The organism is Pseudomonas sp. AK106 (assembly GCF_053903055.1).
This window is the reverse complement of the sequence record NZ_CP096426.1, coordinates 3,922,432-3,945,982: the sequence shown is the minus strand read 5'-3', so window position 1 is coordinate 3,945,982 and position 23,551 is coordinate 3,922,432. Positions and strand designations below refer to the sequence as shown.

Here is a 23,551-nt window from a genome sequence, read left to right as displayed (position 1 = left end):
GGCAGGTCGGAGACAGATTGCAGGTCGGGGACAGATTAATTTACGGTGAAGCGTTGTAAATAAATCAGTCCCCTCAAACATCGATCTGGAAAGGTCGGGGACAGATTGCAGGTCGGGGACAGATTAATTTACGGTGAAGCGTTGTAAATAAATCAGTCCCCCTCAAACATCGGCTCTGACTGTAGGACCGGCTTCAGCCGGGAAGCTTTTGCTTTTGATCTTCATACACAGATGGTCCAGTCACCGCCAATCGCGACTTGGGTGCAGGCTGAACGCAGGTCTCGCGGAGTGGGCCGAGCCGCATGGATGCGGCGAGAGCGCCGTCAGGACATGGATGTCCGTTCGGCGCGGGCCCACGGAGCGAGACCGGAGTGAAGGAACCCCGAGGAACGAGGGGCCCAACCGAGAGCAAGCACCCTTGGTTACTTGGGGTGCTTTTCCAAGTAACTCGCCGAAGGCGAAACAGTCTGCCCCCAGGCAGACCCCCTAGATCTTGATCTTGATCTTGATCTTGATCTTGATCTTGATCTTGATCTTGATCTTGATCTTGATCTCAAAGATCAATCCCGCCCAGCGAACATTTTGACGGCATCCACCGCATCATTCGTCCCCGAACTGATCTGCACAATCGCCGCCCCCGCCTGATCCGCCAGATCCACCCCCTTCACCGCCGTACTCCGCGTATTGTCCATACTCACAATCGCCTGACGCGTCTCAGTCTGAATCACCTGAATCATCTCCGAAATCTCCTGCGTCGACCGACTCGTACGACCCGCCAGTTGCCGAACCTCATCGGCCACCACCGCAAACCCACGGCCCTGATCGCCGGCCCGGGCCGCCTCGATCGCCGCATTCAACGCCAACAGATTCGTCTGATCCGCAATACTGCGAATCGTATTCACGATCGCCGTAATCTGCTCCGAGCGCTCACCCAACTGACCGATGATCCGCGACGAATCATCGATATTCTGCGAAATCTGACGCATCTCACTGGCCGCCTGCTGAATCACCTGCGTGCCTTGCTCAGCGTATTTCTGCGTCTGCACCGAAATGTGATAGGCCTGCGCAGCACTCTGGGAATCCTCCTCGTGCTTCTGAATACGCGCGGTCACATCCGACGCAAACTTCACCACCTTCCACAGCTTGCCGCTGGCGTCATACACCGGGTTATAGGACGCCTCCAGCCAGAGCGTTCGGCCCTGCTTGCCGACGCGCTTGAACTGATCGCTGAAAAACTCACCCTTGTTCAACCGACGCCAGAAGTCCTGATAATCGGCGCTGTTGCTGAACTCAGGCGGGCAGAGCATCTTGTGGCTTTTGCCCAACAACTCCTGCCGGCTGTAGCCCAACAAACGCAGGAGGTTATCGTTGGCCGCGATGATCGTGCCGTCCAGGTCGAACTCAATCACCGCCATGGCGCGGTCGATGGCCTGCAACTTGTTGTGGGTTTCGCTCTCGGCCTGAAGCTTGGCGGTCACGTCCATGGCGTACTTGACCACCCGGATGACCTTGCCGTCCGAATCCCTGACCGGGTTGTAACTGGCCTCCAGCCACACCGTGCTGCCGTCGCCGGAGACACGCTGGAACGTCGCGGTCACAAACTCGCCGCTGCGCAAACGTGACCACAACTGAGCGTACTCAGGGCTGCGCGCGTGTTCCGGGGTGCAGAACATGCGGTGCTCTTTACCGATGACCTGCTCGGGCCGGTAGCGCATGGTGTTGAAGAAGTTGTCGTTCGCCTTGAGCACCACACCGTTCAGATCGAACTCGATGCTGGCCATCGAGCGATTGATCGCTTCCAGCAGACTGGCCTGATGGGCGACGGTCAGCTGCAGGTCCTGGATGATTTTATTCTTGGACGAGTCGAAAAACATGATGGCGGCTCACGCAGGTGGAGAGGCGAGGGTCCAGGTCCATGACCGTGCGAGCGAGAGTCAGCTCAGATGCGTGTTCCCTGTGCAGTGCAGCGGATAATTACGCAGGTGATGTTAAAAAGCTATACCGAAGTTATACAGCTCGTCGGGTTTGTACAAGGCTGCCAGTTAATCGTCGAAACCGGCCTGCTCGGAGATCTCGTCCACCTTCAGCTCCAGTCGATAGGCCACGGCAATGAACAGTGCCTGACACAAACACAACGTAGCGCTGAGCGAACGAAACGCGAACGAGCTGCCTTCGTTGACCAGCAGCACGGCGTTGGCGCGCTTGGCCAGGGGCGACAGATTGCTGTCAGTAATGATCAAGGTCTTGGCCTGATGATGCTGGGCGATGCGCAGACAGTGCTGGGTTTCTTTGCCGTAGGGCGTGAAGCTGATGGCGATTACCAGGTCATTGGCGCGCACGCTGCGCATCTGCTCGCGGTAACTGCCGCCGAGGCCGGAAATCAGGTGGATGCGCTTATTGGTGTGCTGCAGGTTGTAGACCAGATAGTCGGCGACGGCGAAGGAGCGTCGTACCCCGACCACGTAGATGTTGTCGGCGTTGACCACCAGGTCCACGGCTTTCTCGAACGCTTCGTCGTCCAGTTCCAGCGCCAGCCGTTCCAGCCCCGACAACGTAGCGTTCACGCATTCGCGGGCCAGGTCGCCGGCGCTGGCCTTCTGCGATTTGTTGGCGATCATGCTGCGAATACGTTGCTGGTAGTTCTGCACCGGGGTGGTTTTGTGGGTGTAGGCCTCGCGAAACAGCGCCTGCATTTCGCTGAACCCGCTGAAGCCGAAGCGCTGGGAGAACCGCACAATGGCCGAAGGATGCACCTCGCATTCCCGGGCGATGTCGCTGATGCGGTCGACCATGATCCGGTCGCTCTGCTGGCTCATGTAGCTGGCGATGCGTTTGAGCTGGCGCGGCAGGCTCTCGTATTCGGCCGTGATCAGCTTGAGCAGGGCATCGGCGGTCTCCGGCGCGGCGGTGACGGGCGTTTCGCCGTCGGCTCCGGTATCGGGCGCGCCTGGCTGATCGAGGCTGGACATACGTGCAAATCCTTTGGCGGGTGGTGGCGTGGCGGATTGTCCGGGAAGACAGGCGGCCAGTTTTGCAGGCTGTGACCCGCAATGCAAAGTGGAATAAATATTCCACCTGAAAATAATTTAGAAAAATTCATTGATCAAGGCCCGGCGCCGTTCTAGTCTGCATCCACGAACTCGCTTGCAAGCATCGGTTTCGCAGGCAAGGGCATCAGCACTCATATCCATAACAATAAAAGAAGAGGGGCCGGCATGGGCCAGACTCGTTTTGCCACTGGGCGTCAGCTGGACGTGATTTGTCTCGGGCGCCTGGGTGTCGATCTCTACGCGCAGCAGATCGGCGCGCGCCTGGAGGACGTCAGCAGTTTCGCCAAATACCTCGGCGGCTCCTCCGCCAACATCGCGTTTGGCACCGCACGGTTGGGTGTGAAATCCGCCATGCTGACCCGCGTTGGCGACGACCACATGGGCCGTTTTCTGGTGGAGTCCCTGGCGCGGGAAGGCTGCGACGTCAGCGGCGTCAAGGTCGACGCCGAACGCCTGACCGCCATGGTCCTGCTCGGCATCAAGGACCGCGAAACCTTTCCGCTGGTGTTCTACCGCGAGAACTGCGCCGACATGGCGCTGCAACCGGAAGACATCGACGAAGCGCAGATCGCCTCCAGCAAGGCGCTGTTGATCACCGGCACACATTTCTCCACCGATCAGGTGTTCCGCGCCAGCAGTCAGGCGCTGGACTACGCCGAAAAACACCACGTCCGACGCGTCCTCGATATCGATTACCGCCCGGTGCTCTGGGGCCTGGCCGGCAAGGCTGACGGCGAGACGCGCTTTGTCGCCAACGACACCGTCAGCCAGCACGTGCAGCGCATCCTGCCGCGCTTCGACCTGATCGTCGGCACCGAAGAAGAATTCCTCATCGCCGGTGGCACGACCGATTTGCTCAGCGCCCTGCGTCGGGTCCGCGAACTCAGTGCCGCGACCCTGGTGGTGAAGCTTGGGCCACAAGGCTGCACGGTGATTCACGGCGCGATTCCGGCAAGGCTGGAAGACGGCGCGATCTACCCCGGCGTGCGCGTGGAAGTGCTGAATGTGCTGGGCGCAGGCGATGCGTTTATGTCCGGCTTTCTCAAGGGTTGGCTCAACGACGAGAGCGATGAGCGCTGCTGCCAGTTGGCGAATGCCTGCGGCGGTCTGGTGGTGTCGCGGCATGCGTGCGCGCCGGCCATGCCGACGCTGGTCGAACTGGAATACCTGTTCAACAGCCCGGTGCCGATTACCCGACCCGATCAGGACGCGGTGCTGCAGCGCCTGCACCGGGTCAGCGTGCCCCGTCGCGAATGGCAGCCGTTGTTCATCTTCGCCTTCGATCACCGCGGGCAACTGGTGGAGCTGGCGCAAAAGGCCGGGCGCGATCCGGCCTGTATCGGCCAGCTCAAGCAGTTGTTCGTGCAAGCGGTCGCGCGGGTCGAAGCCGAGTTGCACACGCGCGGCATCGCTGCCGATGTCGGCGTGCTGGCGGATCAGCGCTTCGGTCAGGATTCACTGAATGCCGCCAGCGGGCGCGGCTGGTGGGTGGCTCGCCCGGTGGAAGTCCAGGGTTCACGCCCGTTGGCGTTCGAGCACGGGCGTTCGGTGGGCAGCACGCTGCAAAGCTGGCCTCAGGAACAGATCATCAAGTGCCTGGTGCAATACCACCCGGACGACGAGCCGATGCTGCGCCTGGAACAGGAAGCACAACTGCTGGGGCTGTATCAGGCGGCACTGGCCAGTGGTCACGAACTGCTGCTGGAGGTTATTCCGCCCAAGGATCATCCTTCGACCCATCCAGACGTTATCTACCGTTCCCTCAAGCGCCTCTACAACCTGGGCATTTACCCGGCCTGGTGGAAAATCGAGTCGCAGCCCGCCGAGGTCTGGGAGCAGCTCGACGCGCTGATCCACGAGCGCGATCCGTACTGCCGGGGCGTGGTGTTGCTGGGGCTGAACGCGCCCGCCGAAACCCTGGCGGTCGGCTTTCGTCAGGCGGCGAAAAGCACCACCTGCCGCGGTTTTGCCGTCGGCCGGACGATTTTTCATGAGCCCAGCCGAGCCTGGCTGGAAGGCGAAATCGACGACGCGGGCCTGATCACGCGGGTGCAGAGCAATTTCGGTTTCCTCATCGAATCCTGGCGCGACGCCCGGGCCTGACGTCAGCACGCCAGGCCTGTGTTTTCAGTTGAACGAGATAACAACAATAAAGGTGCAGCCATGCCCGCTTCTGCAATCCGAATTGGCATCAACCCGATTTCCTGGAGCAACGACGACCTCCCGGCCCTCGGCGGCGAAACGCCCCTGAGCACCGCGCTGAGTGAGGGCAAGGAAATCGGCTACGAAGGCTTCGAGCTCAACGGCAAATTCCCCAAGGATGCCCAAGGCGTGGCCGATGTGTTGCGCCCCTATGACCTGGCGCTGGTGTCGGGCTGGTATTCCGGTCGGCTCGCCAGCCGCTCGGCGGCCGAGGAAATCGACGCCATCGCCAGCCACGTCGAGCTGCTCAAGCACAATGGCGCCACGGTGCTGGTTTACGGCGAAGTGGCCGATTCGATTCAGGGTCAGCGCATTCGATTGGTCGAGCGACCGCGTTTCCACAGCGCCAGCGCCTGGCAGGCCTACGCCGACAAGCTCACCGAGCTGGCCCGGTTTACCCTGTCCCAGGGCGTGCGCCTGGCCTACCACCACCACATGGGCGCGTACGTGGAATCGCCGAAGGACATCGACACGCTGATGGCGCTGACGGGCGATGAAGTCGGCCTGCTGTTCGATTCCGGTCACTGCTACATGGGCGGCGGCGAACCGCTTCAAGTGCTGAGCAAACACATCGACCGCGTCTGCCATGTGCATTTCAAGGACGTGCGCAAACCGGTGGTGCAACTGGCGCGTAACCATTTGTGGAGCTTTCCGGACTGCATCGTCAACGGCACCTTCACCGTGCCCGGCGATGGCGACATCGATTTCGCCGCGCTGCTGGATGTGTTGATGCAGGCCGGTTACCAAGGCTGGCTGGTGGTCGAAGCGGAACAGGACCCGGCCGTCGCGCCGAGCTATGCCTATGCAAAGAAAGGCTACGAGACCCTGCGCGCGTTGCTGGCCGCCGCGCAGGTCAATCACTCCGCTCGACAACACCGCACGCCCCAACAACCGCCTGAACACAGGAGTCTGTGAACATGAATCTCTTGGTCAAGAGCAAGGCCGAAGGGCGCGATGTGGTCGCGCTGGCCGACGGCGTGCTGACGTACGTCGGCTTCTCCGCCCATCGATTGAGCGTCGGCGAACGTCTGCCGGTGAGTGCGGGCGACAAGGAAATCTGCCTGGTGCTGCTCAGCGGTCGCATCAGCGTCAGCGGCGAGGCGCCGGGGCAGGGCGGTTTCAACTGGGAAAACCTAGGTGATCGGCAGTCCGTGTTCGAGGACAAATCTCCCTTTGCGGTGTATCTGCCGCCGGGCAGCCAGGCCGAAGTCACGGCGTTGAGCGCGGTGCAGATTGCCGTGTGCGCGGCGCCCGGCGATGCGTCCAAAGACCTGCCGGCGCGAGTCATCACACCCGACACGATGAAACGCAGCGTGCGCGGCCGGGCGGCCAACACCCGTTACGTCTGCGACATTCTCCCTGATTCCGAGCCCGCGCATTCGTTGCTGGTGGTGGAGGTGCGCACGCCCTCGGGCCACTCGTCCAGCTACCCGCCGCACAAGCACGACACAGATGATTTACCGCACCAGAGCTTTCTCGAAGAAACCTATTACCATCAGGTCAACCCGCCCCAGGGCTATGTGTTCCAGCGCGTGTACACCGACGATCGCAGCATCGATCAGGCCATGGCCGTGGAGAACAACGACCTGGTCACGGTGCCCAAGGGGTATCACCCGGTCACCGTGCCGTACGGCTACGAATCCTATTACCTGAACGTGATGGCCGGCCCCAAACGCGCCTGGCAATTTCATAACGATCCGCAGCATAGCTGGCTGCTCGATTTGTAAATCTATTGGAAGGAGCCCCTCAATGAGCACTGCCCCGATCATCGGCCACTACATCAACGGCCAGATTCACGACAGCGCCGAGCGTTTCAGCGATGTGTTCAATCCGGCCACCGGCGCCGTGCAGGCCCGGGTCGCGCTGGCGGAACTGAAGACCGTCGATGAAGCCGTCGCCGCTGCCCAGGCGGCGTTTCCCGCCTGGGCGGACCAGTCGTCCCTGCGCCGTGCGCGGGTCATGTTCAAGTTCAAGGAATTGCTCGACCAGCACCATGACGAGCTGGCGGCCATCATCTGCCGCGAGCACGGCAAGGTGTTTTCCGATGCCAAGGGCGAGGTGGTGCGCGGCATTGAAATCGTCGAGTTCGCCTGCGGCGCGCCGAGCCTGTTGAAGAGCGACTACAGCGACAACATCGGTGGCGGCATCGACAACTGGAACCTGCGTCAGCCGCTGGGGGTTTGCGCCGGCGTCACGCCGTTCAATTTCCCGGTGATGGTGCCGCTGTGGATGATCCCCATGGCGCTGGTCACCGGCAACTGCTTCATCCTCAAGCCGTCCGAACGCGACCCGTCGGCGAGTCTGCTGATGGCGCAACTGTTGAAACAGGCGGGCCTGCCGGATGGCGTGTTCAACGTGGTGCAGGGCGACAAAGTGGCCGTGGACGCGCTGTTGCAGCACAAGGGCATCGAGGCGATTTCCTTTGTCGGCTCCACGCCCATCGCCGAATACATTCATCAGCAGGGCACGGCCCACGGCAAGCGCGTGCAGGCCCTCGGCGGTGCGAAAAACCACATGATCGTCATGCCCGATGCCGACCTGGATCAGGCGGCCGACGCATTGATCGGCGCGGCTTACGGTTCGGCGGGCGAGCGCTGCATGGCGATTTCCATCGCCGTGGTGGTGGGCGACGTGGGGCAGAAACTCATCGACAAGCTGCTGCCGCGCATCGATGCCCTCAAGGTCGGCAACGGCATGAACGCCGACTCGGACATGGGCCCGCTGGTCACGGCCGTGCACAAGGCCAAGGTCGAGGGCTACATCGCCCAGGGCGTGCAAGAGGGCGCGAAGCTGATTGTCGACGGGCGCAACTTCACCGTGCCGGGGGCGGAACAGGGCTTCTTCGTCGGCGCCACGCTGTTCGATGAGGTGACGCCGGAGATGACTATCTATAAGGAGGAAATATTCGGACCGGTGCTGGGCATCGTCCACGTGCCCGATTTTGCCTCGGCGGTGGAGCTGATCAACGCCCACGAATTCGGCAACGGCGTGTCGTGCTTCACCAGCGACGGCGGCATTGCCCGGGCCTTTGCGCGCAACATCAAGGTCGGCATGGTGGGCATCAACGTTCCGATCCCGGTGCCGATGGCCTGGCATTCGTTCGGCGGCTGGAAACGCTCGCTGTTCGGCGATCACCATGCCTACGGCGAAGAAGGCCTGCGGTTCTACAGCCGCTACAAGAGCGTCATGCAGCGCTGGCCGGACAGCATCGCCAAGGGCGCGGAATTCAGCATGCCGACGGCGAAGTAGGGGAACAACGTTAATCGTTTGCTGAACGCGGTCAATGTGGGAGCGAGCTTGCTCGCGAAGGCGGCTGTATGGCTACTGGGGATGTGCCAGACGGACCGGCCCCTTCGTGAGCAAGCTCACTCCCACAGGGATCATCGCTGAGTCTGAATATTCAGCCCAGTCAGCCAAGTCCGCTAACCATTCCCAGGGCTTTCATCACCGCCAATAACAACAAGGTGCAAGCATGACCACGACTCGATTGACCATGGCCCAGGCCCTGGTGAAGTTTCTCGATAACCAGTACGTCGAAGTCGACGGCGTGCAGAGCAAGTTCGTCGCCGGGGTGTTCACCATTTTCGGTCACGGCAACGTGCTCGGCCTGGGCCAGGCGCTGGAGCAGGACAGCGGCGAGCTCATCGTCCACCAAGGCCGCAACGAACAAGGCATGTGCCACGCCGCCATGGGTTTTGCCAAGCAGCACCTGCGGCGCAAGGTCTACGCCTGTAGCTCGTCGGTCGGCCCCGGCGCCGCCAACATGATCACTGCCGCGGCCACCGCGTCGGCCAATCGCATTCCGCTGTTGTTGCTGCCCGGCGATGTCTACGCCAGTCGCCAGCCCGATCCGGTGCTGCAACAGATCGAACAGTTCCACGACCTCAGCATCAGCACCAACGACGCCTTCAAGGCCGTGAGCAAATACTGGGACCGCATCAACCGCCCCGAGCAGCTGATGAGCGCGGCCCTCAACGCCATGCGCGTGCTCACGGACCCTGCCGAAACCGGCGCCGTCACCCTGGCACTGCCCCAAGATGTTCAGGCCGAAGCCTACGACTACCCCGATTCATTCCTGCAAAAGCGCGTGCACCGCATCGACCGCCGTCCGCCCACGGAAGCGATGCTCAACGATGCCGTGACGCTGCTCAAAGGCAAACGCAAGCCGCTGCTGATCTGTGGTGGCGGCGTGCGTTATTCCGGTGCGGCCGCCGAGTTGCAGGCGTTCGCCGAGCGCTTCGGCATCCCGTTCAGCGAGACCCAGGCAGGCAAGAGCGCCATCGTCTCCGCCCATCCACTGAACATGGGCGGCATCGGCGAGACCGGCACCCTGGCGGCGAATACCCTGGCCCGGGAGGCGGACCTGATCATCGGCGTCGGCACCCGTTACAGCGATTTCACCACCGGCTCCAAATCCCTGTTCCAGAACCCTGACGTGCAATTCCTCAACCTCAACGTTGGCGCTTTCGATGTGCAGAAACTCGATGGCGTGCAGGTACTGGCCGATGCGCGCCTCGCGCTTCTCTCCCTGTCGGATCAGTTGGGGGACTACCGCGCGCAGTGGGGCACTCAGCCGCGCGAGGGAAGGGCTGCTCTGGATGCGGAAGTGGATCGGCTGTACGCCGTGGAATACCAGACCGAGGCTTTCGAGCCGGAAGTCAGCGGCCATCTCGACCCCCAAGTGCTGCGCGATTTCATCGAGATGACCGGTTCGTGCCTGACCCAGAGCCGGGTATTGGGCGTGCTCAATCAGCAATTGCCCTCAGACGCGGTCATCGTCGCGGCGGCCGGCAGTCTGCCCGGCGATTTGCAGCGGGCGTGGCGCAGCACCAGTGTCGACAGTTACCACGTCGAGTACGGCTATTCCTGCATGGGCTATGAGGTCAACGCCGCGTTGGGCGTGAAGATGGCGGCGCCGGAGCGTGAGGTGTACGCGCTGGTGGGCGACGGTTCCTACATGATGCTGCACTCGGAACTCGCCACCTCGATTCAGGAACGGCGCAAGATCAACGTGATACTGCTCGACAACATGGCCTTTGGTTGCATCAACAATTTGCAGATGGGCAACGGCATGGGCAGTTTCGGCACCGAGTTCCGCTACCGCAATCCCGAGACCGGTCAGCTGGATGGCGACTTAGTGCCGGTGGATTTCGCCATGAATGCTGCGGCTTATGGCTGCAAGACCTACAAGGTCAGCAACGCCCAAGAGCTGGAAGCGGCACTGGCCGATGCGCGCCTGCAGACCGTTTCGACGCTGATCGACATCAAGGTGCTGCCGAAAACCATGATCCACGGCTACCTGTCGTGGTGGCGCGTGGGCGTGGCGCAGGTGTCGACCACGGGAACAACGGCCGAGGCGTACGAGCGGCAAAAAGCGGCGTTGGCCAAGGCCCGCCAGTATTGAACACAGTCCCTGTAGGAGCGTGGCTTGTCCCGCGATCTGCCGGGAACCGGCAGCACATTCAGGTAATGCGGTGTGTCTGATACACCGCATTGGCTGGATTGACGACGACTGCGTCGCCGATCGCGGGACAAGCCACGCTCCTACAGGGCAAGGAGATTACACATGAAAATCGGACTCATCGGCTACGGCAAGGGCGGGCGTTACTTTCACGCGCCGCTGATTGCCAGCCAGCCCGGCATGACGTTTGCCGGCGTGGTCACCCGTTCGCCGGAACGCCGCCAGGACCTGCGCAACGATTACCCCAAAGTCCCGGCTTTCGACAGCCTGGCCGATCTGGTCGCGGCCGGTGTCGATGCGGTGGTGATCTCGACGCCGCTGGCCTCCCGCCGTGCCTTGATTCTCGAAGCCATCGAACTCGGCGTCCCGGTCGTCAGCGACAAACCGTTCGCGCCGGATGCCCAGGCGGCGCAGGCGCTGGTAGACGCCGCCGAACGCCGAGGCGTCCTGCTGGGCGTGTACCAGAACCGTCGCTGGGACTCGGATTTCCTCACCGTGCGCAAGCTGATCGATCAGGGCGTTCTCGGCGACATCAGCCGCTTCGAGTCCCGGGTCGAGCGCTATTCGCCGTCCTCGGTTGGCAAGGAAAGCGGCGGCGGCATTCTCCGCGATCTCGGCAGCCATCTGGTGGATCAGGCACTGCTGCTGTTCGGGCCGGTGAAGCGGGTGTACGCCGAGCTTGAGTTCGCGACGCCGGAGCAAAAGGTCGATCACGGCTTCTTTATTTCACTGACCCATGCCAACGGCGTGGTTTCGCACCTCTGGGGCAACTGCCTGCAAAACGCCCAGGGCCCGCGTTTTCGAGTCAACGGTTCACAGGGCTGCTATACCGTGGAGGGGCTCGACGGTCAGGAAGCTGCCGCACTGGCCGGGTTGTCCCCCCGATCCGAAGGCGATCGCTGGGGCGTGGAAGAACACCGACGCTGGGGTTGGTTCGAGCAGGGCGAGCACCGCGAGCGGGTCCCGTCGGAGCGTGGCTGCTGGACCGAGTTTTACCGGCAGTGGCAGGAAGCGGTGACGAATCAGGGGCGTAATCCTGTGGATGCAAACGATGCGGTGGCCTCGGCCCGCGTGCTGGATGCCGCGAGGATCAGCGCGATGGAGGGCAGGGTGGTTGTGCTGTAGGACGTGCACCCGGATGTCCCGCGAGGGAGTGCGCTGCACCCACCGGATTGTCCGAACGAGGCGCATCAAACCGAAAATAGAAATTAATTCTAAAAGCTGTTGAAGTAGAAATTATTTTCCAATAGAGTCATTTCCAGGTTGCCGACGATCGCCGTCAGCGCCTGGTGCCGGGTTTCCCGGCAGCAGGCCGAACGAGCGACACAAAAACAAGAAAGCCAATCGCAGACAGGTACCGCCAATGAATATCTTCAGATCAGCCGCCAAGGCTTGCCGTCCCTTCTTACTCGCGCTTCCTGCTATTCCCCGCGCTGTTTCCCACAGATTGATCAACGCCGCCCCCGCTGTCGAATCCGCCCTCGAAACCATCGCCCATGTGCTCTGCGTCCAACGCCGCGGCGTTGTGGTATGCGGCGCATCGGGTGGTTCGGTCGCGCACCTTTCAGACACGGCGCGCACTGCTCCGCGCTGAGTGTCAGTACCTCCAGCCGTCATCATCCCTGTCATTACAACAACAAGAATCTGGAGAAAGACCGTTCATGAATACCCCGCTCCGTTTCACCTCACTCGCTCTAGCCCTCATGCTGAGCAGCGGCGCCACCTTGGCCGCCGACCTGAAGATCGGCGTGTCCATGTCGCAGTTCGATGACACGTACCTGACCTACATGCGCGAGGACATGGACAAAAAAGTCAAAGCCATGGGCGGCGTCGATTTGCAGTTTGTCGATGGCCGCAATGACGTGAACAAACAGCTCGATCAGGTGCAAGAGCTGATTGGCAAGAAGGTTGACGCACTGATCGTCAACCCCGTCGACACCGAAGCCACCGTGAAGATCACCAAGGCTGCCACGGATGCCGGCATTCCGCTGGTCTACGTCAACCGCCGTCCGGACGATCCGAAGCTGCCCGCAGGCGTTGCCTCTGTGACCTCCGACGACAAGGAAGCAGGGCGCATGCAAATGGAATACCTGGCCAAGAAAATGGACGGCAAGGGCAACGTCGTCATCTTGCTCGGTGAGCTGGCCAATAACTCGACCCGCGACCGCACGGCGGGCGTCAAGGAAGTCCTGAAAAACTACCCCGACATCAAGGTCACTCAGGAGCAGACCGGCGCTTGGCAGCGGCAGAAAGGCATGGACGTCACCAATGACTGGCTGACCCAGGGCCGCGACTTCAAGGCGGTCATCTCCAACAACGACGAAATGGCCATCGGTGCGGCCATGGCCCTGAAGCAGGCGGGCAAAAAAGGTGAGGTATTTGTGGCCGGTGTCGACGGCACGCCGGACGGTCTGAGCGCGGTCAAGAAAGGCGACCTCTCGGTCTCGGTGTTTCAGGACGCCAAGGGGCAGGGCGAGGGCGCAATCGATGCGGCGGTGAAATTGGCGAAGAAGGAAACGCTGCCCGAACAGGCCATCGTGATTCCTTTCAAGCTGATCACCCCGGAAAACGTCAACACCTTCAAATAACCGCTCATCTCAGACCGACTGACACCCGGCAGAGCACCGCCTGGCCGTGCCTCTGCCGACCCTGTCAACCGAGGAGCCTGTGACCATGTTCGCTTCCACAACCGCTTCGGCTTCAACCCTCTCGCCTGTCTCCGGGACGACGAACGACGCCGAGCACCCTTATCTGCTGGAAATCACCAACATCAGCAAGGGCTTCCCCGGGGTGGTGGCGCTGGACAACGTGCAACTGCGCGTGCGGCCCGGCAGCGTGCTGGCGCTGATGGGCGAGAACGGCGCGGGCAAGTCCACGCTGATGAAAATCATCGCCGGCATCTACCAGCCCGACACCGGTGAAATCCGCCTGCGTGGCGAGCCGGTGGTGTTTCAGTCCCCGCTGGCGGCGCTGCAATCGGGCATTGCCATGATCCATCAGGAGCTCAACCTGATGCCCCACATGAGCATCGCCGAGAACATCTGGATCGGCCGCGAGCAGCTTAACGGCCTGCACATGGTTGACCACCGTGCGATGCACCGCTGCACGGCGCAATTGCTCGGACGCCTGCGCATCAACCTCGATCCAGAGGAGATGGTCGGCAACCTGAGCATCGCCGAGCGTCAGATGGTCGAGATCGCCAAGGCCGTTTCCTACGACTCCGACGTACTGATCATGGACGAGCCGACCTCCGCCATTACCGAGACGGAGGTCGCCCACCTGTTTTCGATCATTGCCGACCTGCGGGCCCAGGGTAAGGGCATCATCTACATCACCCACAAGATGAACGAAGTGTTCGCCATCGCCGATGAGGTGGCGGTGTTCCGGGACGGCGCCTATATCGGTCTGCAGCGGGCCGACAGCATGAACGGCGACAGCCTGATTTCGATGATGGTTGGCCGTGAACTCACCCAGCTGTTTCCCGAACGCGACCAGCCCGTGGGCAAGTTGCTGCTGTCGGTTCGCGACCTGTCGCTCAACGGCGTGTTCGAAGGCGTGTCGTTCGACCTGCACGCCGGCGAAGTGTTGGGCATCGCCGGGCTGATGGGCTCGGGGCGCACCAATGTCGCTGAAACGATCTTCGGCATCACCCCCAGTACACGCGGGGAAATCCTCCTGGATGGCACGCCGATCCGTGTCAGCGACCCACACTTCGCCATCGAGAAAGGCTTTGCGTTGCTCACCGAGGATCGCAAGCTCAGCGGCCTGTTTCCGTGCCTGTCGGTGCTGGAAAACATGGAGATGGCGGTGCTGCCCCATTACGCTGGCAACGGTTTTGTCCACCAGAAAGCCTTGCGCGTGCTGTGCGAAGACATGTGCAAAAAGCTGCGGGTGAAGACGCCGTCCCTTGAGCAGTGCATCGACACGCTGTCCGGCGGCAATCAGCAGAAGGCGCTGCTGGCGCGCTGGCTGATGACCAACCCGCGGGTGCTGATCCTCGATGAGCCCACCCGCGGCATCGACGTCGGCGCCAAGGCCGAGATCTATCGGCTGATTTCCCTGCTCGCCAGCGAGGGCATGGCGGTGATCATGATTTCTTCCGAACTGCCGGAAGTGCTGGGGATGAGCGACCGGGTCATGGTCATGCACGAAGGCGAAATGATGGGCACCCTCGACCGCGCCGAGGCCACCCAGGAGCGGGTCATGCACCTGGCGTCCGGAAACCCGGTCCACTGAATCTCGGGCTATTGACGCTCCGATTCAAGCACTGCACCACGCCCCAGTCACACTGCCCCAGTCGGGTCGCACAAGAACAAGAGGCACACATGAAGATGAACGCGATGCTGGAAAACAAACCCGCACTGGCGCCCCGCAAGCACAAGCGCCGGCTGCCCACCGAATTGAGCATCTTTCTGGTGCTGATCGGCATTGGTCTGATCTTCGAGTTGTTCGGGTGGATCGTCCGCGATCAGAGCTTTCTGATGAATTCCCAGCGGCTGGTGCTGATGATTCTGCAGGTGTCGATCATCGGCCTGCTGGCCATCGGCGTGACCCAGGTCATCATCACCACCGGCATCGACTTGTCGTCAGGTTCGGTGCTGGCGCTGTCGGCGATGATTGCCGCCAGCCTGGCGCAATCGTCGGACTACACCCGCGCCGTGTTTCCGTCGCTGACCGATCTGCCGGTGTGGGCGCCCGTCATCGCCGGCCTTGGGGTGGGGCTGCTCGCCGGGGCGATCAACGGCAGCATCATCGCCATCACCGGCATCCCGCCGTTCATTGCCACGCTGGGCATGATGGTCTCGGCGCGGGGGCTGGCGCGCTATTACACCGGCGGCCAACCCGTGAGCATGCTGAATGACTCCTACACCGCGATCGGCCAGGGCGCCATGCCGGTGATCATCTTTCTGGTCGTCGCGGTGATCTTTCACATCGCCCTGCGCTACACCAAGTACGGCAAATACACCTACGCCATCGGCGGCAACATGCAGGCGGCGCGCACCTCGGGGATCAACGTCAAGCGGCATCTGGTGATCGTCTACAGCATCGCGGGTCTGCTGGCCGGGCTGGCCGGGGTGGTGGCGTCGGCACGGGCGGCCACCGGACAGGCCGGCATGGGCGTTTCCTACGAGCTGGACGCCATCGCGGCGGCGGTGATCGGCGGCACGAGCCTGGCCGGTGGCGTCGGGCGGATCACCGGCACGGTGATCGGCGCGCTGATCCTCGGGGTCATGGCCAGCGGCTTTACCTTCGTCGGCGTCGATGCCTACGTGCAGGACATCATCAAGGGCCTGATCATTGTCGTCGCCGTGGTCATCGATCAGTACCGCAACAAGCGCAAGCTCAAGCGCTGAGTCGTTCAGGCGTCATCAAAGAGGGCCTCATTGCAGGCCCTTTTCGTTTTTCATCGGTTTGAACCGATCACGCCACGGTCGGTCAGACACCATCTGCCTCGTTTCGAGGACGCCTGGGCCGGGTGAAGGGTGCGATCAAATCCCCGGCGCGACCCAATGCCACCGGGTATTGCGGCCCTTGTTGGACGAATCCTGATCAATTATGTTGCCGAGTACCGAACCCGGCCTTAGACTGCCGCCCCTCGTAAATTGAGTGCCAAGCGGCGCTTCGAGACTACGGCGCGTTTAATGCCAGGTTGAGGCGCACCTTTGAGATCGCCTTAATGCACGTTTTTTTATAGAGAAATCAATGACCAAGGAAAAGTTGCTGGCGATGCCGGCCGATGACTACATGAACGCCGAGCAGCACGCGTTCTTCGTCGGCCTGTTGCAAGCCATGAAAGTCGAAATCCACGAGCGCATCGAGCAGAGCCGTATCGCGATCGAAAGCCTGGACACCCCGGCTGACCCTGCCGACGCCGCTTCCGTGGAAGAAGAGCGCCACTGGCTGGTGAACGTGATTGACCGCGATCAGCGCATGCTGCCTCAGCTGGAAATGGCCTTGAGCCGCATCGCTGACGACAGCTTTGGCTGGTGTGAAGACAGCGGCGAGCCGATTGGCCTCAAGCGCCTGCTGATCAGCCCGACCACCAAGTACTGCATCGAAGCTCAGGAACGTCACGAGCAGATCGACCGCCACCAGCGTCAGGCGTGATCCATCGGGTTCGACCGCCCGCAACGGGTGGTCGAGCCGTTCCCTTGCGCACCGTTCAACCGCCTACTGTATAGCCCCCCGTCGCAGCACATTCCGACCGACTACCACCAATGACTCATGGCGCATGGCCGCTATTTGGGCGTTTAATGCTTTCACAATAATGAAAGCAGGGCAGGTCCCGGACATGGATGCGAAAGGTCGTCACGCAGCAACACCCTCCCACCCCGCGCACGCGGCCGTCGACAGTCAGGTCGTCACCGGTTCGCGCTGGCTGACGCCCGCCCTGCAAAGCCTTGGCTTGTGCCTGCTGTTTGCGGCGATGGCGTGGGGCCATGTGTCCGTTTACGTGTGCCTGCCCGTCGCGCTGTTGATTCTGTGGTTGCCGCCGCTGTTCGCCGGCCGAACGCCGGTGGCGGCGGGAGAGGCGGGCGAAGACACCATGACGCGTCTGACCCGGGACCTGTCCCGAAGCACCAGTCACAACGCGTTGTCTGCTGCGGCCGTGGCGTTTTCGGTCAGGCAACTGGCGGGCAAGCTGCAGTCTCAGGTCAACGCGGCCGAGCAGATCGTCAGCAGCGCCGATGTGATGATCGCTACCGAGCGCGCCACGTCGACCCTCAGCCAGTAAGCGCTGACGGCCGCCAGCCAGGCGCGGGAGAGCAGCGGCGCCGGGCTCAACGTCCTCAACGCTTCCATCGGCCTGATGCACCAACTCAGTGAGCGGGCCGACAGCAGCCGTGAACTGATCGAAGCGCTCAGCCAGCGCAGCGAAGACATTCAGCGTGTGACGGCGGTGATTCAGTCCATCGCCAGCCAGACCAATCTGCTCGCCCTCAACGCCGCCATCGAAGCCGCGCGGGCCGGCGAACACGGCCGTGGCTTTGCGGTGGTGGCCGATGAAGTGCGCGGGCTGGCCGGGCGTACGGCGACGGCGACCAGTGAAGTCGGGGAGATGGTCGTTGATATCCAGCAGCGCACCCGTCAGGTGGTCGAGCAGATCCGGCAGTTGTCGGGCGACCTGAGTGGCGGCGTGGCGCAGGTCGAATCCACCGGTCAGCAACTGGCGAGCATCGCTCAGCTGGCGGTTGGCGTAGAGCAGCAAGTGGGTGAGATCGCGCGGGGCGCCCAGACCAATCAGGCGCAATTGAGCAGCCTGTTCGTGGCCGTCGAGCAAATGCGCAGCGACCTGGCCGTCAGCGATGACCAGACCCGGCGTCTGGCGCAATCGGCGTTGCAGATGGAGGAGCAGGCGGAAACCATCAGCGAACGCCTGGCCCAGGTCGGTCTGGATGACTATCACCAGCGCATTTACGACCTCGCCCGCGAAGGCGCCAGCCAGATCGCCGCCACGTTCGAAGAGGACATCGATCAGGGCCGGGTCAGCCTGACCGATCTGTTCGACCGCACCTATCAGCCCATCGCCAACACCTCGCCGGCCAAGTACCAGACGCGCTTCGACCGCTACACCGACCAGACGCTGCCGGCGATTCAGGAACCGCTGCTGACCCGTCATGAGGGGCTGGTGTTCGCCATCGCCTGCACCCAGCAAGGCTACGTGCCGACCCACAATAAGGCGTTCAGCCGACCTTTGACGGGCGACACGGCAGTCGACGCGGTCAACAACCGCACTAAGCGCAAGTTCGACGACCGCACCGGGATTCGCTGCGGCAGTCACCAGCAGCCGGTTCTGTTGCAGACCTACACCCGCGATACCGGCGAACTGATGCACGATCTTTCCGTGCCTGTCATGGTCAAGGGCCGGCATTGGGGCGGGCTGCGACTGGGCTATAGGCCGGAGAAAAGCTGAGGACTGAGTTGCAAGCGACAAGCTTCAAGTGAAGAGCAGTGAGCAGTGATCGGGCGTCTTGTGGCTTGCCGCTTGAAGCTTGCAGCTCTTCGCGGAGCGTTAGTTGTGAGACTAAGGCCCTTCAATTATTTAAACGTCCGATATTGAAGTAGGAAGCGTCTGAAGTGCAGTTCCATCGGTTGACGGGACGTTAACTGCGATCATCCTGTGAGTATATGTCCGAATATGTAAATGCCTGTTCGGGACTCATGTCAGTACTCACGGATGAATCAAATGACAAAGAAAACTATCACTCACGCGTCGGCCGATTCCCGCACCGACGCGCCGGAAGTCACCGTTCGCCTCGGTGTGTTCTTCGACGGGACCGGTAATAATCGCGTCAATAGCCAGATAGGCGCCGACTGCCAGGCCATGGCGGAAGTCTACGGCGGCGTGCATATAAAAGAATGTGGTGGCCGACACACTGACCCCGGCAGCAGTTACAGCAACAGCCCCACCAATATCGCGAGACTGGCCGGCTTATATAAGCAACAGCGCAAGGCGATCATTAAAGCCGACGGCCTGTATGTATATGGTGCGGTGTATGTCAGCGGCGTTGGCACTACCTCTGGCGGGCGCGATTCACGCGTGTCGGGCCAGGGCTTTGGTCGCGGCACCACCGGCGTGGTGGCGAAAGTGTCGCGGGGAATCAAAAAACTCGCCGACGAACTTCAGATGTTTGAAAGCGATAATCCGGGTTGTGTCATCGGTGCGGTGGAACTGGACGTGTTTGGCTTCAGTCGGGGTGCGGCCTCGGCCCGGCATCTGGCCAACGAAGTGCTGAAAAAATCCCGGGGCGCGCTGGACCCGGTTCTGGACCCGCGCAAACTGCCGCTGTCGGACAGCTTCTCATGGGCCAGCGGCAGCGTACGGTTGAAGGTTATCGGGCTGTTCGACACCGTGGCCGCCGTCGGTGGGATCGCCGATCTGGGCAGCGTTCGGGATGCGGTCAATAAACGGGTCAATCTGTTTCTGCCGCCCGGGTGCGCGCAGCAGGTGCTGCATCTGGTGGCCGGCGATGAGCATCGGCGCAACTTCGTCCTAAACAGCGTCAAGCCCGACTGGCCCCGGGAAATCGTGCTGCCCGGCAGCCATTCGGACATCGGCGGCGGTTACCAGCCTCAGGAGGTGGAGAAGGTGTCGCTGTTCCGGCCACGCCGCAGCCTGGTTTGCGTCAACACGCCCTACGACGAAACGGACGCCTGGCTGCAGGCCCATGCCGAGCTTTCCACCCTCGACGCCAGGCGTCTGCTAGACCCCACCGATGAGAGCGCTTCGCTGGGTGTTGAATGTTTCGAGCGGTTTGCCAGCAGCTCACGCGGGGTCAAAACGGTGGTCGCGACGGTGACGCTGGAACGCCGCGTCTACAACCACCTTGCCCACGTTTACCTGCGGCTCATGCACACCCTGGCGAGTGACGAAGGTGTGCCGTTTTTGCCGATCCGTGATTCCGCAGAAATCACCCTGCCACCAGAATTGCGTCCCATCGCCGCCAAGCTGATCAGCCATGCAAAAGGAGAGGGCGGGGTGCTGAACGACGCCGAGCTGACGCTGTTGCATCAGCGCTACATCCATCGCTCGGCGCACTGGAACAACGCCCGACGCGATGCGCTGGTGGATGGTCTTTTTGTGCACGCGCCCGCGCGGAATGGGCGGCAGATGTTTTCCAATGTCGGCCAGCCCGGTTACCCACAGTGACCGGGCTGCCTTGAGGGGGTTGGGGCACGATAATGGCGGATCAGGCAAAAAAATGGCGGCCTCGAAGGGCCGCCTTTTTCACACGTGCGCCGGGTCAGGTCGGCGTGTGCAGCAACACATTCAGCTCGTCAACGATGGGCGCCCAATCGTCATCCAGCTGAATCTTCTCCTTGAGCAGTCCGGCTTGATTCTCCGTCCAGAAATCGGCTTCGGAGACCTTCTGACCTTCCGGCAGTTGGTGCGCGGCGACAAATGCATCGATGCTGGCCTGATCGGACTCCAAACCCAGTTGTTCGAACAACATTTCAAGCGACGGCGTCATGATTTCCATTTTTTCTCCCGAACGGGTCAAGGACCCGGGTTGGCGTGTCAGTGAGTAACCTTCTGCTGCATGGGAGTACGCGCGGCAGGCAAGAGTTCTAATTGATTGCCTGAAGAGCCGCCGACACACCACGCGCTTTTAGTAGGACTGGCTTTAGCCGGGAAAGCGTCAGGTGTCACACCGCGAAAATGAGGTTGCCCGATCAGGCCTTTTCCCGGCTGAAGCCGGTCCCACGCAGACTGTGTGAAAACCTAGCCAACCTGCCTCAGATCTAAGAAAATGCCCCGCATCGAAAGATGCGGGGCATTTTCTTATGGCGTACATCCAGGGCGAATCGCGCAACCAGACCAGCCTGTTTCCGGTTTCCATCGACGAAGTCATTCCCGAAGACCATCTTGTCCGAGTCATTGACGCCTATGTTTCGCGCCTGGATCTCAGGGTTCTGGGGTTCGATAAAGCTATTCCCAAGGGCAACGGACGTCCGCCCTACAACCCCGCCGACCTGCTCAAACTCTACATCTACGGCTACTTCCAGCGCATACGGTCTTCGCGCCGGCTTGAGGCTGAGTGCCAACGCAACATCGAAGTCATGTGGCTGCTCAACCGCCTCGCGCCGGACTTCAAAACCATCGCCGACTTCCGCAAAGATAACGCCACTGCGTTCTCCGCAACGTGCCGCGCGTTTGTTCAGTTCTGCCGTTCGGCAGGCCTGGTAAAAGGTGATCTGGTTGCTATTGATGGCAGCAAATTCAAGGCCGTAGCCTCGGCCCGTCGTCACATCAGCACCAAGCACCTCAAGCGCGATCAGGAAAAACTTGATCGCCGGATAGCGAAATATCTGGAGGATTTGGATAGCGCGGATCGCGACGAAAATGAAGAGGTTGTGGATCGAAGCGCTGTTAAAACGGTGCTGGCAAAACTGACCGCCAAGCGGGACGACAACCTGACCTGCCAGGCACTGATGGACGAGCTGCAAATCACGCAATTCATCAGCACCGAAAGCGATGCGCGGATGATGCGAGCCCCGCAGGGCATGGCCGTTGCCTACAACGTGCAGACCGCAGTCGACGCTGAAAACAGCCTGATCGTGCACCACGAAGTCACTCAGGATAGCGACGATCGCAAGCAACTGGAGCCGATGGCAAAAGCGACTCAGGAAGTGCTGGAACAGCCGAATCTGACCGTCACGGCTGATGCTGGATACTCCAGCGGCAAGCACTTCCAAGCCTGCGACGACGCGGGCATCACAGCGTATGTACCGATCAATCGAACCATCAACAGCAAGGTCGAAGAGCCCTCGTTTTTCCGTCGGGAAGACTTCACCTATGATCGGGAAAATGATCGTTATCAATGCCCGACAGGCCATTTGCTGACGCTGGTTCAGTTGAACAAGGGAAAGCGTTTCTACCGCGCCAGCGCTGGCGCTTGTGGATCCTGCGCCCTTAAAAACCAATGCACCAAGACCAAATACCGCTCGATCACACGTCATGCCTATGAAGATGCATTTGAGCGAATGGCGCTGCGAATGCAGGCCCACCCGGAAATGGTTGAGGCTCGACGAAGCATCGTTGAGCACCCGTTTGGCAATCTCAAACAATGGATTTACGGCAATGGCCGGTTCCTGCTTCGCCAGCTCAAGGGTGCGCGAACGGAAATGGCGCTGGCGGTGAACGCCTACAACCTGAAAAGGGCTATCAACGTGCTGGGCGTGCGCCGAATGATGGAGTTACTGGCCTGAGGGAGGCCTTTTTCTTCTCTGTATAAATGGAAAATGCCCCGGGTTGATCGGGGCATTTTTTTTGGTTAGCTGCTGAGTAGCTGGTTTTCACACGGTCTGCACTAAAACAAAATCGCAACTGACACACCACGCGCTATTAGTAGGACCGGCTTTAGCCGGGAAGGCGTCAGGTGTCACACCGCGAGATTGAGGGTGTCCAATCAGGCCACTTCCCTGCTGAAGCCGGTCCCACTAAAACAAAATCGCAACTGACACACCACGCGCTATTAGTAGGACTGGCTTTAGCCGGGAAGGCGTCAGGTGTCACACCGCGAAAATGAGGTTGCCCGATCAGGCCTCTTCCCGGCTGAAGCCGGTCCCGCTAAAAAAAATCGCATGGCTCTTTACTGGGGTGGATCCACCCCACTCAAACATCCGATGGCGTCTTGCCGTGTCGGGCCAGTCCCACCGAAACATCGTATGGCGGCAAAAACGTCATCGCAGCGGACGAAAGGGATATAGCCCGTATAGACTGACTGCCGGTAGAATCCGTACCCACGCCAGCGTCCGGCTTCAGGACGCACCATTTCTCGTTTTTTTCTCGCCCGGTCCGCTGTCCGGGCGAGTTCCTATCTGGTTGGGAGTTTGTACATTGGCAGTAGGTAATCTGGATACCCACGCGTTATTCGTGCTCGGCGACGTGCGCGCGAAGTTGGTGAAGCTATTCCAGGCGCGATTCGTTTACGTCATCGAACAATCCCCTGAAGGCATTTACATGTCGGAGATCGACACCGACACCGCACTGGTGGTCGATGACAAACCCGGTCTGGAGCTGAAAGTGGGTGACCACTTCCGTGCCGCGGTATTGCCCAGCCGCGAAGGCGGCAAATTCGAAATCCGCTTTCGCGACATCAGGATGACCATCTATGGTCTGGGCGAATACGCGTTTGTCGAAGTGCCTGAAGGCCAGGGCATCGTGTTCAAAGAGTCCCACAGCATCTTCATGGTGTTCGCCGCCCACGAGCAGATTGAGTCCGGCCTGAGCAAAGTCCTCAAAGCCGCCACCGCCAAAGCCGCGAAATGGCGCAAGGGCGAGCTGACGTTCAAAGCCAGCGAGTAAGCACCGCGCTTCAACACACCTGCACAC

General features: G+C 61.1%; 17 protein-coding genes and 2 pseudogenes. 15 read left to right on the top strand and 4 right to left on the bottom strand.

Annotated elements, in window-relative coordinates; translation table 11 throughout:
• Positions 1 to 560: 560 nt before the first annotated feature.
• The 3 genes and pseudogenes from M1E04_RS17420 to M1E04_RS17410 all read right to left on the bottom strand — a co-directional run.
• Positions 561 to 992 (bottom strand): annotated as a pseudogene (locus M1E04_RS17420) (methyl-accepting chemotaxis protein); the annotation flags it as partial.
• A gap of 153 nt (positions 993 to 1,145) precedes the next feature.
• Positions 1,146 to 1,781 (bottom strand): annotated as a pseudogene (locus tag M1E04_RS17415) (PAS domain-containing protein); the annotation flags it as partial.
• 261 nt (positions 1,782 to 2,042) lie between these two features.
• Entirely contained in the window at positions 2,043 to 2,969 is a 927-nt protein-coding gene (locus tag M1E04_RS17410; protein WP_065986208.1) for a MurR/RpiR family transcriptional regulator, read from the bottom strand.
• Between the two features lie 246 nt (positions 2,970 to 3,215).
• Between M1E04_RS17410 and M1E04_RS17405 the strand changes: the two genes are divergently transcribed.
• The 13 genes from M1E04_RS17405 (at position 3,216) to M1E04_RS17345 (ending at position 20,365) form a co-directional block, all read left to right on the top strand.
• On the top strand, positions 3,216 to 5,153 hold the full coding sequence (locus M1E04_RS17405) for a bifunctional 5-dehydro-2-deoxygluconokinase/5-dehydro-2-deoxyphosphogluconate aldolase (RefSeq protein WP_296311102.1): 1,938 nt from the start codon (positions 3,216 to 3,218) through the stop codon (positions 5,151 to 5,153).
• A gap of 60 nt (positions 5,154 to 5,213) precedes the next feature.
• Complete coding sequence (iolE, locus tag M1E04_RS17400; RefSeq protein ID WP_065986210.1) at positions 5,214 to 6,167, top strand: myo-inosose-2 dehydratase; 954 nt, start codon at positions 5,214 to 5,216, stop codon at positions 6,165 to 6,167.
• Between the two features lie 2 nt (positions 6,168 to 6,169).
• Positions 6,170 to 6,979, top strand: coding sequence for a 5-deoxy-glucuronate isomerase (gene iolB / locus M1E04_RS17395; protein WP_065986211.1), 810 nt, complete (start codon positions 6,170 to 6,172; stop codon positions 6,977 to 6,979).
• A 22-nt stretch (positions 6,980 to 7,001) separates the two neighbouring features.
• Complete coding sequence (locus M1E04_RS17390; protein WP_065986212.1) at positions 7,002 to 8,501, top strand: CoA-acylating methylmalonate-semialdehyde dehydrogenase; 1,500 nt, start codon at positions 7,002 to 7,004, stop codon at positions 8,499 to 8,501.
• A 223-nt stretch (positions 8,502 to 8,724) separates the two neighbouring features.
• On the top strand, positions 8,725 to 10,656 hold the full coding sequence (gene iolD, locus M1E04_RS17385; RefSeq protein ID WP_456291778.1) for a 3D-(3,5/4)-trihydroxycyclohexane-1,2-dione acylhydrolase (decyclizing): 1,932 nt from the start codon (positions 8,725 to 8,727) through the stop codon (positions 10,654 to 10,656).
• 162 nt (positions 10,657 to 10,818) lie between these two features.
• A complete protein-coding gene (locus M1E04_RS17380) occupies positions 10,819 to 11,838 on the top strand; it encodes a Gfo/Idh/MocA family protein (RefSeq protein ID WP_456291777.1) in 1,020 nt (339 codons plus the stop codon).
• A 536-nt stretch (positions 11,839 to 12,374) separates the two neighbouring features.
• Positions 12,375 to 13,301, top strand: a complete 927-nt coding sequence (locus M1E04_RS17375; RefSeq protein ID WP_065986215.1) for a sugar ABC transporter substrate-binding protein — start codon at positions 12,375 to 12,377, stop codon at positions 13,299 to 13,301.
• A gap of 85 nt (positions 13,302 to 13,386) precedes the next feature.
• Positions 13,387 to 14,949, top strand: a complete 1,563-nt coding sequence (locus tag M1E04_RS17370) for a sugar ABC transporter ATP-binding protein (protein WP_369318724.1) — start codon at positions 13,387 to 13,389, stop codon at positions 14,947 to 14,949.
• Between the two features lie 95 nt (positions 14,950 to 15,044).
• Positions 15,045 to 16,067 carry an ABC transporter permease gene (locus M1E04_RS17365; protein ID WP_065986264.1) on the top strand — a complete coding sequence of 341 codons (1,023 nt, stop codon included), beginning with the start codon at positions 15,045 to 15,047 and terminating at the stop codon, positions 16,065 to 16,067.
• A gap of 349 nt (positions 16,068 to 16,416) precedes the next feature.
• Positions 16,417 to 16,821 (top strand): TraR/DksA family transcriptional regulator, encoded by a 405-nt coding sequence (locus tag M1E04_RS17360; protein ID WP_065986217.1) that lies wholly within the window; start codon positions 16,417 to 16,419, stop codon positions 16,819 to 16,821.
• A gap of 184 nt (positions 16,822 to 17,005) precedes the next feature.
• Positions 17,006 to 17,449 carry a hypothetical protein gene (locus M1E04_RS17355; RefSeq protein WP_456291776.1) on the top strand — a complete coding sequence of 148 codons (444 nt, stop codon included), beginning with the start codon at positions 17,006 to 17,008 and terminating at the stop codon, positions 17,447 to 17,449.
• A 75-nt stretch (positions 17,450 to 17,524) separates the two neighbouring features.
• A complete protein-coding gene (locus tag M1E04_RS17350) occupies positions 17,525 to 18,628 on the top strand; it encodes a methyl-accepting chemotaxis protein (protein WP_446731150.1) in 1,104 nt (367 codons plus the stop codon).
• Between the two features lie 273 nt (positions 18,629 to 18,901).
• Positions 18,902 to 20,365, top strand: coding sequence for a T6SS phospholipase effector Tle1-like catalytic domain-containing protein (locus tag M1E04_RS17345; protein WP_192134771.1), 1,464 nt, complete (start codon positions 18,902 to 18,904; stop codon positions 20,363 to 20,365).
• A 94-nt stretch (positions 20,366 to 20,459) separates the two neighbouring features.
• Here the strand turns inward: M1E04_RS17345 and M1E04_RS17340 are convergent, their stop codons facing one another.
• On the bottom strand, positions 20,460 to 20,696 hold the full coding sequence (locus tag M1E04_RS17340; protein WP_192134773.1) for a DUF2789 family protein: 237 nt from the start codon (positions 20,694 to 20,696) through the stop codon (positions 20,460 to 20,462).
• Between the two features lie 304 nt (positions 20,697 to 21,000).
• On the opposite strand from M1E04_RS17340, the gene M1E04_RS17335 reads away from it, so the two are divergent.
• The gene (locus tag M1E04_RS17335; protein ID WP_456291775.1) at positions 21,001 to 22,425 is read left to right on the top strand and encodes an IS1182 family transposase; all 1,425 of its coding nucleotides are present in this window, start codon (positions 21,001 to 21,003) and stop codon (positions 22,423 to 22,425) included.
• Positions 22,426 to 23,056: 631 nt separating this feature from the next.
• The gene (locus M1E04_RS17330; RefSeq protein WP_192134775.1) at positions 23,057 to 23,524 is read left to right on the top strand and encodes a hypothetical protein; all 468 of its coding nucleotides are present in this window, start codon (positions 23,057 to 23,059) and stop codon (positions 23,522 to 23,524) included.
• Positions 23,525 to 23,551: the final 27 nt, after the last annotated feature.